Here is a 14,142-nt window from a genome sequence, read left to right as displayed (position 1 = left end):
AAATTACTCTGACCCCGTGAACGGCCCACGGAGTGCCGCAGGTTGCAGGATCTTGAATTTTGGTAGGTAGCAGAACAGTTTTACAAAGCAGCACCGGTAGTGAAATAGCAGGGAATCCACGTTGGTCTAATACTCAAAAAAAGGAATCACCATGTCACGCACCACATCGCTCCATCGTCCGCTGGCACTCGCCATCGCCTGTTCAAGCCTGTTCGCCGGCGTCGCCTTCGCCGCCGATGCGCCGGAACCATCGCCATTGACCGGCCACATCGACCTGGTTAGCAAATACGTGCTGCGCGGTGCCACCAGCACCTACGGCCCGAGCAAGCCGGGTTTCGGCAATGAAGGTGCCGATGCGCCCGAGTCCGACAAGCCGGTGCTGCAATGGGGTGCCGACTGGTCCGATCCGTCGGGCCTGTATGCCGGCTATTTCGGGTCGATGATCAACTACTCGTACAAAAAACTGGGCGAGTCGTACACCAACCGCGCGATCACCAATTTCCAGTCCGGCAAATCGATCGAGAACGATATCTACGGCGGCTACAACGGCAAGATCGGCGAGTTCGGCTACACCGTCGGCGGCACCGGTTACGTCTACTTCAACGGCAAGAACGCCAACGCGCTCGAAACCAAACTGGCCCTGAGCTACGGCGACTTCAGCGTGGCCGCGCAAACGCTGCTCAATGATGTTGTCTGGGGCAACAAGGGCGACACCTACTGGACCCTGAACTACATCAAGGTGCTGCCTTACGAGATCACGCTCAACAGTTCGCTGGGCTATTACTCGTACAAAAAGCAGGGCAAGTACCTTGGCTCCGTCGACACGCTGTCCAACACCGGTTGCCCGGCCGGCCAGAGCTTCTCGGTCAATGGCTGCTTCGGCGGTGGCGCACCCAGTTCAGGGGCTTTCCGTCATCTGACCGTCAGCATCACCCAGCCGATCGCTGCCACCGGCGTGACCTGGGGCCTGCAAGGCATCGTCGCCGGTGAAAACCGGTTCGGCGTGAAGCAAAAGAACCAGCTGCTCGGTTCGCTCAGCTACGGTTTCTAAAAGCACGTGCAATGCCCCGTGGTCCGGTCTGTGCCGGACCATTTTTCTACCGAATTTGCGAGAGCTGCCCATGACCACCGACACCCTTCTTCCTGCCATTACCCTGGCTGATTTGCACACCGCGTACGCGCAGCACAAGCTGCTGCCGAGCCAGTGCATCGAACGCGTGCTGGCCCGCATCGCCACGGTCGAGCGGCCGGAAATCTGGATCAGCCGCGTCGCTGATGAGGCCTTGCTGGCGCAGGCGCGCGCGCTGGATGCGCTGTTGCAGGAAGAGGGCGCGGCAGTGCTCGCGCGCATGCCGCTATTCGGCGTGCCATTTGCGATCAAGGACAATATCGACGCGCTGGGTTTGCCGACCACCGCGGGCTGCACCGAATTCAGTTTCACGCCGCAGCGTTCGGCCACCGTGGTCGAAAAACTGCAAGCGGCCGGTGCCTTATTGATCGGCAAGACCAACCTCGACCAGTTCGCCACCGGCCTGGTCGGCACCCGTTCGCCGTACGGCGCGGTGCGCAATGCGATCGACCCGGCGTACGTGTCGGGCGGCTCCAGTTCCGGTTCGGCGGTGGCGGTTGCGCTCGGGCTGGTCGGCTTTTCATTGGGGACTGACACCGCCGGTTCGGGCCGCGTGCCGGCCGGCCTGAACGGCATCGTCGGGCTCAAGCCCAGCCGTGGATTGTTGAGCACACGCGGCGTGTTTCCGGCCTGCCGCACGCTCGATTGCGTGTCGATTTTTGCCCACACCGTGGCCGATGCGTGGCAGGTCACGCAGGTCGCTGCCGGCCTCGATGCCGAAGACAGCTATTCGCGCGCCGTGCCGATGACCGGCATCCGGCAGCGCGGCCTGCGCATCGCGCTGCCGGCGGTGCTGGAATTTTTTGGTGACAGCGCCGCCGGGCAGGCGTTCGAGGCAACGCTGGCACAACTGCGCGCGCTGCCCGGTTGCACCTTCGGTACGGTCGATTACACGCCGTTCAAGGAAGCCGCCGCGCTGCTGTATTACGGACCGTGGGTGGCCGAGCGGCTGGCCGCCGTCGGGGACTTTTTTACCGAACACAAGGATCAGATGAATCCGGTGGTAGCCGGCATCATCGGCCAGGGCGCGAACTACAGCGCGGTCGATGCTTTCAATGGCCAGTACCGGCTGGCCGACCTGCGCCGCGCCGCCGAAACCGCGCTGGCCCCGTACGATTTCCTGCTGCTGCCGACCACGCCGACGATGCCGACGCTGGCCGACCTTGAGCGCGAACCGGTGCTGCGCAATTCCGAACTCGGGTATTACACCAACTTCGTTAATTTCTTCGACATGGCCGCACTGTCGGTGCCGGCCGTGGCGCGCGCTGATGGGCTGCCGGCCGGCATCACGCTGGTCGGCCCGTGTGGCTCGGACCAGTTGCTGGCGGCTGCCGCGCAACGGCTGCTGCCGGATGCGTCCGACGCGCTGATCACACCATTGCCGTTCAACGAGCCGACGATACAGCTTGCCGTGGTCGGCGCGCATTTGCAGGGCCAGCCGCTGAACTGGCAGCTGACCGAACGCGGTGCCCGCCGCATCGCCAGCACGCAGACCGCCGCGCAGTACCGGCTGTATGCATTGCCGAATACGACGCCACCGAAACCGGGTCTGCAGCGCTGCGCGGACGGCGTCGCAATTGCGATCGAAGTGTGGGAACTGCCGCTGCGCCGCTTCGGCGAATTTGTCGCCGACGTGCCGGCACCGCTGGCGATCGGTTCGCTGGAACTGGCCGGCGGACGCTGGGTCAAGGGCTTTGTTTGCGAGGGGCAGGCGATTGCCGGGGCCGCCGATATCAGCGCGCATGGGGGGTGGCTGGCGTATCTCGCGGCGCGATGACAGTGCATCCGGCGGTCGATAACAGGGCACCCGTCACGATGCCGTGTGCCCGATGCGCCATCCCGGTGTGAAAATCCCGTTAATCCGGCAGTTACACCGTCTTTTTAACTGGCACCACTCTTGCTATAGAAATCATGCGGGAAGAGCGAGCTGCCATCGACAACGATGGCAGATCACCTGACTCAGGAGTGCTAGGGTTCCGGCCTTGCCAGTGATGGCAACGGTGTCTGGTCCGAGAGCGCTCCGGCCCTGTCGAATTGACGCGGCTCCACGGAGGGATAAAAGCCCGGGAGAACATTGGAACATCGTTCTCTCCGTACGCCCATCCACCGACCAGGAGTCTTCCATGCGTTTAGCGACCCGTACCCTTTTGCCGTTTGCCGTTTCTGCCGTACTCGCCGCCACCTCCAGCCTGTCTTTCGCTGCTCCGGCCACGCTCAATGTTGCCACCGTCGTGTGGATCGGCTACGGCCCGTTCTATATTGCCGAAGCGCTCGACCTCTACAAGAAGCAGGGCTTGTCAGTCAAGCTGCAGGTGTTCTCGGATCCAGCATTGATTCCGGCCGCACTGGCCGGCGGATCGGTACAGGGCGCGATGATGACCTATGACCAGGTGATCGGCCAGGTCGCCAAAGGCATGCCGCAAAAAGTCGTGATGCCGATCGATTATTCGAACGGCGGCGATGCGATCGTGGCGTCGATGGCGATTACCAAGGTCAGTGACTTCAAGGGCAAGAAAGTCGGCTTCAATCCGCTGTCGCCATCGGACTTCCTGCTGTCGTACGCGCTGACCAGCAATGGCCTGAGCATGAATGACATCACCCCGGTCAACATGACGCCGGAGTCGGTGCCGGCGGCGATGGTGTCGAGCCAGATGCCGATCGGCGTGACCTACGAGCCCAGCCTGTCGCAAATCCTGAAGCAGGGCGGCGGCAAGAAATACCATGTGGTCTATTCGTCCAAAAATGCACCGGGCCTGATTGCCGACGTGCTGGTGTTCGATGACAAGTTCATCAAGGCCAGCCCGAAGGACATCACCGGCATCATGAAGGCTTACCTCGAAGGTATGGCTTACATGAAAGCCAAGCCGGACGACGCAGCCAAAATCATCGGCAAGTTCATGGGCGTCTCGGCCAAGGAAGTCAAGGAACAGCTGCCGGGCGTCTACAACATCCCGCTCGCTGAAATGCCGAAAGCCTTCATCAAGTCAAAAGAGACCACCTCGTATTTCGCCAGTGCCGAGATCATCGGCGGCATCCTGAAAGCCAAGGCCCAGATCGACAAGATCCCGGCGACCGAAGCGACGATGGATGCGCAGTTCGTGACAAGCCTGCAGGCGAAGTAATTGTTTGCCGCGCGAGCGTGTGCTTTTGCGTGCGCCCGCGCCTCCATCCCCTCAAGGAGATCCTCCATGATTTTTCGTTACCCGGACGGTGTGCTACCCAACACCGCCGCGCTGTCATTCACGCTGCTCGGCTACCCGCTGGGCATCCTGTTGCTGACGCAACCCGGCTGGCTGCTCAAGAGCATCGGCTTCCTGCTGACCACGCAGTCGCTGATCTGGTCGGCCTACTTCATCCACGAATTCGCGCACCTGACCATCTTCAAGGTCGCCAGCACCAACATGCGTTGGGGCACCGGCATGAGCTGGATCAATGGTGCCTGCTATGCCCGGTTTGATAACCTGCGCCGCAAGCACATGCGCCACCATGTCGAGCGCGCCGATGTCGTCACCTTTGATGTGAAAGCCTATTTGCTGGGCGCATCGGCACCGGTACGCGGGCTGGTGCTGACGCTGGAATGGCTGCATATTCCGGCGGTTGAATTTTTAGTGCGCGGCTTTGTGATGGCGCTGCCGTTTCGTCAGGGTGCTGACAAAAGCGGCAAGGATCGCGCCCGCATTGTCGCGATTTTTGTGGTGCGCGCTGCTGCCTTCATTGCCCTCGGCTGGTACTCGCCTAGCGCGCTGGCGCTGTATGCCGCGGCCTATTTGCTGTTCGTGATCGTGCTGCGTTTCGGTGACTGTTTTCAGCACACCTACGATGCCTATCCGATCCTTGGTGACACGCCGGTGCCGAACGATAAATTGCGCGACAAGGCCTACGAGCAAGCCAATACCTTCAGCAATATCGTCGGTCTCGACAACCGCTTGCTCAACCTGATCTGGCTCAATTTTGGCTATCACAACGCGCATCACGACAAGCCGATCGCGCCGTGGCACCGCTTGCCGCAACTACACCGCGAACTGTATGACGTGCGCTATGCGCAAGTCATTCCGGTGCCGCTGCTGTTGCGCAGTTTTCATGTGAACCGGGTGCGCCGCATTCTGGCTGACGATTGCGGGCAGGTCTTGCCGGTCGACGTGAGCGGGCGTGCCGATGGCTTTCTGGGTGCGGCCGGCGTGTCCTTCCTGACCGCCGTATGAAGATAGACCTCGCCGGCAAGGTCGCGCTGGTCACCGGCAGCGCGACCGGCATCGGCCGCGCGATTGCCGAAGCGCTGTCGGCCAGCGGCGCACGCGTCGCACTGAATCACTTCGGCCAGGGCGCGCTGATGGCCGACGTGCTCGACAGCCTCGGCGGGGATGCGCGCGCCTTTGACGCCGATGTCACCGATGGCGCCGCGGTACAGCGCATGGTCGCAGCGGTCGAGTGGCAGCTCGGGCCTATCGATATCCTGGTCAACAACGCCGGCATCCTGCTCGAAAAACCCTTCCTTGATATCGCCGACTATGAATGGGACCACGTCATCGCGGTTGACCTGAAATCGGTCTTCTTGTGTAGCCAGGCGGTCTTGCGCAACATGCAGCCGCGCGGTCGCGGTTGCATCATCAATGTGGCGTCCGAGCTGGCCTATCTCGGTCGCGCCGGGTTCACTGCCTACTGCGCGGCCAAGGCCGGCGTGGTCGGCCTGACCAAATCGCTGGCGCGTGAATTCGCGCCGGCCATCCGCGTCAATGGCATTGCGCCGGGACCGACCGATACGGCGATGCTGTCGCTGGACCAGATCAGTGCGGAGTGGCGCGCCAAGGAGCTGGCGATCCCGGCCGCACGCGCCGCCGGAGCCGACGAAATCGCGGCGACCGCGGTCTTTCTGGCGAGTGATTTTGCGCGCTTTTATTACGGCCAGATGCTCAGTCCGAATGGTGGAGCCCTGATGCTATGACGACGCTGCCGATCAGCGCACAGCGCGATGCACCGGGGGCCGTTGCGGCGCTGATGGCGAGCGGATTGATCTGGGGACTGGCCTGGTGGCCGCTGCATTTTTTTGCCGGCGTCGGCATCGGTGCGCATCTGATCGGCCTGACCGCGTATGCGCTGGTCGGGTTGGTGGCCTTGCCGGTGATCTGGCGCGAGCGCGCGCACTGGCGCGGCGAGCTGCGCTGGTTGCTGCTGATCGGACTGTGTTTTGGCGTGGCCAACATGGCCTTCACGGCGGCGCTGACGATGGGTTCGGTGGTGCGCGCGATGCTGCTGTTTTACCTGTTGCCGGCATGGGGTGCGATCGGCGGCGCGCTGTTTCTGAAAGAGCGGCTCGGTCCGCGCCGGCTGCTGGCGGTGGCGCTGTCGCTGGGTGGCGTGTTCGTCATCGTCGGCGGGGCCGAGGCGTTCCGGCAGGCGCTGTCGATTGCCGACATCATGGCGCTGGTAGCCGGCTTTGCCTACACCGCCGCCGGCATCGCCAACCGCAAGGCGCGGCGGATTCCGCTGGCCAGTCGGGCGCTGGTGTCGTTCGTCGGTTGTGCGCTGGTATCGGTCGTGGCACTGCTGTTTTCAGTGCCTGAAGTGCCGGATGTCGCGTGGCCGGTGTGGGGCTGGCTGGTGCTGTTCGCGTTTGGCTGGCTGCTAGGCGGCACGCTGATGACTAGCTACGGCGTGACGCACGTGCAGGCCAGCCGCGCCGCGATCCTGCAGGTGACCGAACTGCTGGTGGCGGTACTGTCGGCACTCTGGCTGGGCGGCGAATCACTGAGCCAGAAAGAATGCCTGGGCGGCGCGATGATCATCGCGGCCACGCTGATGGAAGCGACGAATTAAAGGGACACACGGACGTCAACCGACACGGAGAAAATCACGCATGTCACACGTACAAATGGATCACCTAAGCTGGATCGCCTACGAAGAACGCCTGCGCGATCCGCACGCGGTCGTATTTCTGCCGGTCGGCGCACTCGAGCAGCACGGACCGCATCTGCCACTGGGCACCGATGCCTTGCTGGCTGCGGCGGTTGCGCACAGCGTCGCAGAGCAAGTCGGCGGCATCGTCGCGCCGACCATCAATTACGGTTACAAGTCGCAGCCGAAGTGCGGCGGCGGCCAGCATTTTCCGGGCACCACCAGCCTTGATGGCAGCACGCTGTCGGCGATCACCTGCGACTTGCTGGCCGAGCTGGGCCGGCATGGCGTGCGCAACGTGGTGGTCATGTCCGGTCATTACGAAAACCAGTGGTTCCTGATCGAAGGCATCGACCTGGCACGTCGCCGGCTCGGCCCGGCCTCGACACTGAACATCATGCGGCTGGAGTACTGGGATTTCCTGACCGAGGCGACACTGGCCGGCGTCTTCCCGGATGGCTTTCCAGGCTTCGCGCTCGAACATGCGGCGGTGATGGAAACCTCGATGATGCTGCACTACTTTCCGCAGTTGGTGCAGTTGGATAAATTGCCCGACGAGCCGCCGGCCGACTTTCCGCCGTACGACATGTACCCGACCCATACGCACTGGGTGCCGGGTTCGGGTGTGCTGTCGTCGGCGCGTGGTGCGACCGCCGGCAAGGGCAAGCTGATGGCCGACGACGTCGCCACCCGCATCGCCGCGGCGGTGCGGGCCGAGTTCATGACACCAGCCGGAGAGGGCGCATGACCCGCGTCAACAAGCTCTGGCCGCTGCTGACGGCCACGCATCGCTACGACAAAACGATCTCGACGCACGGCCGCGGTGCCGGCCAGCTGATCGACGCGCCCATCCTTGCCTACCTGATCGAAACCAGCAATGGCCGCATCCTGTACGACGTCGGTTGCGACCACAGCAAGATCAATGATCCGGCGCTGTGCGCGCAGTACTACAACCCCGACACCTTCCAGTTCGGCGCACCGGTGATGACCGGGGAGCAGCGCATCCCGGCCTACCTCGCGCGCTTGGGTTTGTCGGCGGCCGATATCGATGTGGTCTTCCTCGGGCATCTGCATTTTGATCATGCGGGCGGGCTGGGTGAACTCAAACGCTGCGGCTGCGGTGCCGAAGTGCATGTCCAGAAAGATGAACTGGCGGCCGCGATGACCGGCAAGGACGTCGCGTGTTTTGCCGATGATTTTGTCGGTCACGGTCCGCTCAAAGTGACCGAGGGCGAATACGACCTGTGCGACGGCGTGCGCGCCATCAGCACGCCGGGTCACACTGCCGGCCACATGTCGATGTGGATCGAACTGCCGAAAGGACCGCCGGTGCTATTGGCCGGCGACGCCGCCGACCTGATGGAAAACCTCGATGACGAAGTCGCTCCCGGCGGCTGCTGGCAAGGCAATTATGACCAGGCCATTGCCAGCATCCGCAAGCTCAAGCGGCTTGGCGCCAGCGAGGGCGCACAGGTCTGGCCGAATCATGACTTTGCGTTTTATCGCAGCCTGCCGGCGTTTCCGGACTGGTGCGCCTGATGGTAATCAGCGCACCGGTACCGGAACGCTACCGTGGAGTATGGCAACGGTCCTTGCTGGTAGCGCCGGGCGTGCATGACACGACGACGACGGTACTCTGGATGCAGACCGGACGCTGGCATGCGGACTTGCGCATCGCTGCCGGCCGGCCGGATTTTTCGGGCGTCGTCAGTCTGGACGACTGCAGCGCGGATCAGCTGGCATGGCTGGCGACGCAACAGGGTTTTGCCGGCATCACCGAAGTCGTCACGACCTCCGGAGACGAAGTCTGCGCATGGCACCGGCTGGTCGACGTGCAGCCGCCCGGCCTGACTGCGGACGCCGGCGTCATGGAATTCACACCGGCGTGCCTGATCGAGACCGGCGTGCACGGCCCGTATATCGAGCACTGGATTGCCTTGCCACAGTCGCAGGGGGAGGGCGCGGTGTATCGCTGCGGCGGCGATCAGGACCGCCTGCAATTACTGCTGGTCGCCGGCAACTACGTGATGCGCGTGTGCGATCGCCGCAGTGCCTGGCCGGAGGGCGTCGCTGCCGGCACGACGCTGACGCAGCTGCTGCCGGCCTTGCCGTTGCCGCAGCAACGCAGCCTGCTGGATATTGAGATTTCGTTTGGTATCCGTGTTGACGGCGAATGGCAGATACGGCATTCGAGCTTGCCGTGGCTGGAAGGGCTGCAGGTGACGTTCGGGGTGGAGGATGCAGGTTCGCCTTGGCGGGAGCTGGAGCTGCATGGATAAGCGTCTTGGCAACCGTCGTGCGCTGTAGCGGTATTGGCGACGGTAGACGGTGCGCTCGGTGCAATGCCCTGCGGTTATTGCACCCTACTTGCTGAATCGGAGTGCATTCAAAAGAATCTGCCGCACAAGCTCACAACGCCGTACGCATCTCAAACAACTCCGGAAACAGCACCACATCGAGCATCTTGCGCAAATAGCTGACACCGGCCGTGCCGCCCGTGCCCGGCTTGAAGCCGATGATGCGCTCGACTGTGGTCGCATGGCGGAAGCGCCAGGTGCGGAAGACGGTTTCGAGGTCGACCAGTTTTTCGGCCAGTTCGTACAGCGCCCAGTACGCAGCCGGGTCGCGGTAGACCGCCAGCCATGCTTGCCGCACCGACGCGTTGGCGACGGTGGGCAGGGTCGTGCTGCTTGCGAGGCGGTCGGTGTCAATCACAAAACCGGCCTGCGCCAGCAAGGCAATCGCCGCGTCGTAGATCGATGGCGCATGCAGTGCCGCGTCCAGCGTCGCATGCGCCACCGGATGGCTGGCGTGAACCGCCAGCAGTGCCGGATTCTTGTTGCCGAGGATGAATTCGACTTCGCGATATTGTGCTGACTGGAAGCCCGACGAGCTGCCGAGGTAGGGCCGGATCGCGCTGTATTCGGTCGGCGTCATCGTCGCCAGCACATCCCAGGCATGCACCAGCTGGTCCATGATGCGGGCCACGCGGGCCAGCATCTTGAAGGCCGGCGGCAGGTCGTTGTGCTGCAGCCGGATGCGCACCGCATGCAGTTCGTGCAGCATCAGTTTCATCCAGAGTTCGCTGGTCTGGTGCTGGACGATGAAGAGCATTTCATTGTGGTCGGGCGAGCACGGATGCTGGGCTGACAGCAGCTGGTCGAGGGCGAGGTAATCGCCGTAGCTCATCGATGTGCTGAAGTCGGTTTGCGCGTCGTGCCACGGTGCGGCTTTGTCGTCACTCATGACTGGCTCAGGTGACCGTGGCGCGCTCGCCGGTCAGGTCGTAATCGGCCTTGTCGAGGATCTGTGCCAGTGTGTCGACCGCGTCCCAGACATCGACATAGCGGGTGTACAGCGGCGTGAAACCGAAGCGCAGGATGTGCGGTTCGCGGTAGTCGCCGATGACGCCGCGTGCGATGAGTGACTGCATGACCGGGTAGCCGTGCGGATGCGTGAAGCTGACATGGCTGCCGCGTTGCGCATGCGCGCGCGGGGTGACCAGTTGCAGCGGATGCGCGGCGCAGCGTTGTTCGACCAGCGTGATGAACAGGTCGGTCAGCGCCAGCGACTTGGCGCGCAGTGCCGCCATCGAGGTCTGGCCGAACAGCGCCAGCCCACATTCGACCAGCGCCAGCGAGACCATCGGCTGGGTGCCGCATAGCGCGCGCCGGATGCCGGCGGCGGGGACGAAAGACGGGTCCATCGCGAACGGTGCGGCATGGCCCCACCAGCCCGACAACGGGTGATCGAAGCTGGCCTGATGGCGCGGCGCAACCCAGATGAAGGCCGGTGCGCCAGGTCCGCCATTGAGGTATTTGTACGTGCAGCCGACGGCGTAATCGGCATCGTCGCCTTGCAGGTCGATCGGCACGGCACCGGCCGAATGCGCCAGATCCCAGACCGTCAGTGCACCGTGGGCATGGGCAAGTCGATTGATCGCGGCCATGTCGAGCAGGCGGCCGCTGCGGTAGTTCACATGGGTCAGCATGACGATGGCGGTGTCGGTATCGATGGCTCCGGCGAGCTCATCGGGCGAATCGACCAGCCGCAACTGGTAGCCGCGATCGAGCCAGCGCGCCAGGCCATCGGCCATGTACAGGTCGGTCGGGAAGTTGCTGCGTTCGCTGACGATGAGGCGCCGCGCTGCGTTGGCCGGGCTGCCGGCCTGCCGTTGCAGGGCGCCGGCCAGTGCCTTGAACAGATTCAGTGAGGTGGTGTCGGTGACGACGACCTGATCGGCAGCGGCACCGATCAGCGGTGCCAGCAAGTCGCCCAGACGCGATGGCAGGTCGAACCAGCCGGCCTGATTCCAGCTGCGGATCAGGTCGTGGCCCCATTCGTGTTCGATGACTTGCTGCGCGCGGGCCAGCGCGGCTTTCGGGCGTGCGCCCAGCGAATTACCATCGAGGTAAATCACGCCATCGGGCAAGGCGAACTGGTCGCGCAGCGGTGCCAGCGGATCCTGCTGGTCGAGGGTGAGGGTATCAGTACGCTGCATCATGGGTGCTTCAATGTCCGGAGAATGGCACGGACCGGACTGGCGTCGAGTCCCTGCAGTTTGAGGGGAAGGGCAATGAGTTCGTAATCGCCATCGGGGACGTCGTCGAGCACGATGCCTTCGAGGATCGCCATGCGGTGGCGGCGCACTGCGTGGTGCGCGTCCATCGTGCTTGAGCTCTGCGGATCGAGCGAGGGCGTGTCGATGCCGATCAGCAGCGCGCCGTGCGTGGCCAGCAGTGCGATGGTGCCGGCCGAGACACTGGCAAACGCGCTATCCCAGCTGGCTTGCGGTGCCTGCGCATAGGTGCGTAGCAGGACGCGCGCGGGCAGGTCGGCGAGGGCGTGCGCGATGTGCTGCGGCTCGACCACGGACACACCGATACAGCTGATGACGCGACACGGTCCGAGGTAAGGCAGCAGCGCTACTGCATCGATGCTGTCGCCGTTGGCATCGTAATGCGATGGCGCATCGCAGTGGGCGCCGGTATGCGTCGATAGCGTGATGCGGCTGACCTTGACCGGACAGCCATCGGCCATCTCCCAGGTGGTGGCCGACGAAAATGGCGAGTCGCCCGGCCAGACCGGAATCGACGGCCCGAGCAGCGGGCTGATGTCCCACAGATCCGTGCTCACGGTGCGCTGCGGAAGGTGTTGCGGCCGGCTGCCTTGGCCGCGTACAGCGCTTCATCGGCGCGCCGCAACAGCACGCTGCCATCGTTGTCATTGATCTTGCCGACTGCGATACCGATGCTGGTGCTGATGCGGCGCGGCACGCCGAGGATGTCGAAATCGGTACTCATGGCGCTGATGATCTTGGCGGCGACCTTGCTGCTTTCTTCGGGTAATTGCAGGCCTTCGAGGATGATGACGAATTCATCGCCGGCCAGGCGCGAGACGGTATCGGTCTGGCGCACCGCGTGCAGCAACCGGCGCGCAAATTCGCACAGCACTTCGTCGCCGCTGTGATGGCCGAGCGTGTCGTTGATCGATTTGAAGTGGTCGATGTCAAGGAACATCAGCGCCATCGCATGGCCGCTGCGGCGGCTGCGCGCCATCGCTTCGGCGAGTTTTTCATCGAACTGGTTGCGGTTGGGCAGGCCGGTCAGCGTGTCGTGACGGGCCAGCACGCGCAACTGGTTTTCGACCAGCTTGAGCGTGGTGATGTCGTTGATCATGCCGCACACGCCGCTGAGCTGTTGCTGGTCGTCGAACTGCGGCAGGTAGGCAGCCTGGTAATAGCGCGGACTGCCATCCTGGCGCGCCTCGAATTCAAAACGGGCGACCTTGCCCTCGCGGGCCTGGTCGTAATACTGCTTGTGGCGCGCGTATTCGTCGGGTGTCAGCAGGTCGGCGACGCGCTGGCCGGTGATTTGTGCGAGCGGCCGGCCAAACCATTGTTCGTGCGGCAGATTGTTGAACCGGTAGCGCTCGTCGTTATCGATGTAGCTGACCAGCGCCGGCAGGCTGTCGGTGACATTGCGCAGCAGGGTTTCGCTGGCACGCCGGTGCAGTTCGGCCTGCTTGCGTTCGGTGATGTCGAGCACCATCGAATAGAAGCCGATGACCGCGCCGCCGGCATCGACATCGGGCAGGTAGTCATGCAGAAAATAGCGCCCGCCGGGCTGGCCGGAATGCTGTTCGAAGCTGACCCGTTCACCCCTTAAAACGCGGTCGATGTCAGCGGCAATGGCGGCATATCCGGTGTCGCCGGTGACCTCGCGCACCGTCAGGCCGAGGACTTGTGCCGGGGGCAAGTTGAGGATGGTTTCGTAGTAGGCATTACAAAAGCGGTAGTGCTGATCGGCGTCGATGTAAGCGATCAGCGCCGGCATGTTGTCGGTGATCATGCGCAAGCGCATCTCGCTGCGGGCGAAGGTGTGCTGCGCGCGTTTGAGTTCGGTGATGTCTTCGGCCAGCGCAATGAAGCCGGCAATGCTGCCGTCGGCCGCCGTTTCGGGCATGTAGCTGACGCGTTCCCAGCGCAGTGTGCCGGTATGGGTGACCAGTCGCTCGAAGGTGGCAGCTTTGCCGCTCAGGACATCGCGCATGAACGGTTCGCTCTGGGCAAACACATCGGCACCAAGCAGGTCGGCCGCAGCCATGCCTTCGACCTGGCCGGGGGCGACGCCATAGGCTGCTTCGTACATGCGGTTGGCAAAGACCACCTTGCAGCCGGTGTCGACATACGCGACCAGTGCCGGGATGTTGTCGGCAATCAGGCGCAAGCGCTGCTGGCTGGTTTCGTGGTGCCGGAGAGTCCTGTCCTGCTCCTGGCGCAGGATATCGAAGGCCAGGCTGAGGTCGGCGACGACGTCGCCCGTATCCGGGATCTCCGGATGGCGTGCCTGCATGAGCTGGCGCAACTGTTGCAACGGGACGAGTTGGTGATGGATGGTCCGCAGGGCCAGCGCGCCGAAGAATGTCGCCAGTAACAGGGCTGCCACCAGGATGACTTGTCCGACGCCAGTCCACAGACCGTCGCCGGACAGTACGGCGGGACTGGCCGGAATCAGTGCGATGCCGGCTAGCGTGGCCAGCAGTATTGCCAGGCTGGTGATCAGCGCAGTGCGGGTGGTCAGGGAAAACAGGTCCAGAAAGCGCATGTCCGGAGGTCTCTC

General features: G+C 63.4%; 13 protein-coding genes and 1 riboswitch. Of the genes, 9 read left to right on the top strand and 4 right to left on the bottom strand.

The annotated features are described in order from the left end of the window. Window positions 1–151 precede the first annotated feature (151 nt). The 9 genes from RHM62_RS16975 to RHM62_RS16935 all read left to right on the top strand — a co-directional run bounded on the left by RHM62_RS16975 (window position 152) and on the right by RHM62_RS16935 (window position 9,300). Complete coding sequence (locus RHM62_RS16975) at window positions 152–1,051, top strand: TorF family putative porin (RefSeq protein ID WP_322123227.1); 900 nt, start codon at window positions 152–154, stop codon at window positions 1,049–1,051. A 70-nt stretch (window positions 1,052–1,121) separates the two neighbouring features. Further along, entirely contained in the window at window positions 1,122–2,906 is a 1,785-nt protein-coding gene (atzF, locus tag RHM62_RS16970) for an allophanate hydrolase (protein WP_322123226.1), read from the top strand. Window positions 2,907–3,086: 180 nt separating this feature from the next. After that, a riboswitch (guanidine-I (ykkC/yxkD leader) is annotated at window positions 3,087–3,201 on the top strand. Between the two features lie 51 nt (window positions 3,202–3,252). Beyond that, window positions 3,253–4,251 (top strand): ABC transporter substrate-binding protein, encoded by a 999-nt coding sequence (locus tag RHM62_RS16965; protein ID WP_322123225.1) that lies wholly within the window; start codon window positions 3,253–3,255, stop codon window positions 4,249–4,251. Between the two features lie 66 nt (window positions 4,252–4,317). Beyond that, window positions 4,318–5,331 carry a fatty acid desaturase gene (locus RHM62_RS16960; RefSeq protein WP_322123224.1) on the top strand — a complete coding sequence of 338 codons (1,014 nt, stop codon included), beginning with the start codon at window positions 4,318–4,320 and terminating at the stop codon, window positions 5,329–5,331. Further along, a complete protein-coding gene (locus tag RHM62_RS16955; protein WP_322123223.1) occupies window positions 5,328–6,071 on the top strand; it encodes an SDR family NAD(P)-dependent oxidoreductase in 744 nt (247 codons plus the stop codon). The genes RHM62_RS16960 and RHM62_RS16955 overlap by 4 nt, the downstream gene beginning before the upstream one ends. Further along, window positions 6,068–6,943 (top strand): DMT family transporter, encoded by an 876-nt coding sequence (locus RHM62_RS16950; RefSeq protein ID WP_322123222.1) that lies wholly within the window; start codon window positions 6,068–6,070, stop codon window positions 6,941–6,943. The genes RHM62_RS16955 and RHM62_RS16950 overlap by 4 nt, the downstream gene beginning before the upstream one ends. A gap of 40 nt (window positions 6,944–6,983) precedes the next feature. Beyond that, window positions 6,984–7,769 carry a creatininase gene (locus RHM62_RS16945; protein ID WP_322123221.1) on the top strand — a complete coding sequence of 262 codons (786 nt, stop codon included), beginning with the start codon at window positions 6,984–6,986 and terminating at the stop codon, window positions 7,767–7,769. Further along, window positions 7,766–8,560 (top strand): N-acyl homoserine lactonase family protein, encoded by a 795-nt coding sequence (locus RHM62_RS16940; RefSeq protein WP_322123220.1) that lies wholly within the window; start codon window positions 7,766–7,768, stop codon window positions 8,558–8,560. The genes RHM62_RS16945 and RHM62_RS16940 overlap by 4 nt, the downstream gene beginning before the upstream one ends. Next, the gene (locus RHM62_RS16935; RefSeq protein ID WP_322123219.1) at window positions 8,551–9,300 is read left to right on the top strand and encodes a hypothetical protein; all 750 of its coding nucleotides are present in this window, start codon (window positions 8,551–8,553) and stop codon (window positions 9,298–9,300) included. The genes RHM62_RS16940 and RHM62_RS16935 overlap by 10 nt, the downstream gene beginning before the upstream one ends. Before the next feature lie 130 nt (window positions 9,301–9,430). Here the strand turns inward: RHM62_RS16935 and kynA are convergent, their stop codons facing one another. From kynA to RHM62_RS16915, 4 genes are read right to left on the bottom strand one after another with little or no spacing between them, the layout of a single operon-like run. Then, entirely contained in the window at window positions 9,431–10,267 is an 837-nt protein-coding gene (kynA, locus tag RHM62_RS16930) for a tryptophan 2,3-dioxygenase (RefSeq protein WP_322123218.1), read from the bottom strand. Window positions 10,268–10,274: 7 nt separating this feature from the next. Beyond that, window positions 10,275–11,525 carry a kynureninase gene (gene kynU, locus RHM62_RS16925; RefSeq protein ID WP_322123217.1) on the bottom strand — a complete coding sequence of 417 codons (1,251 nt, stop codon included), beginning with the start codon at window positions 11,523–11,525 and terminating at the stop codon, window positions 10,275–10,277. Further along, window positions 11,522–12,157 carry an arylformamidase gene (gene kynB / locus RHM62_RS16920; protein ID WP_322123216.1) on the bottom strand — a complete coding sequence of 212 codons (636 nt, stop codon included), beginning with the start codon at window positions 12,155–12,157 and terminating at the stop codon, window positions 11,522–11,524. The genes kynU and kynB overlap by 4 nt, the downstream gene beginning before the upstream one ends. Next, window positions 12,154–14,127, bottom strand: coding sequence for a bifunctional diguanylate cyclase/phosphodiesterase (locus RHM62_RS16915; protein ID WP_322123215.1), 1,974 nt, complete (start codon window positions 14,125–14,127; stop codon window positions 12,154–12,156). Before RHM62_RS16915 ends, kynB begins: the two co-directional genes overlap by 4 nt. Between the last annotated feature and the right edge of the window lie 15 nt (window positions 14,128–14,142).

This window comes from Actimicrobium sp. CCC2.4 (assembly GCF_034347385.1).
Taxonomy (GTDB): Bacteria; Pseudomonadota; Gammaproteobacteria; order Burkholderiales; family Burkholderiaceae_D; genus Actimicrobium.
The sequence above is the reverse complement of the archived record's forward strand: the minus strand, read 5'-3'. Positions and strand labels throughout refer to the sequence as shown.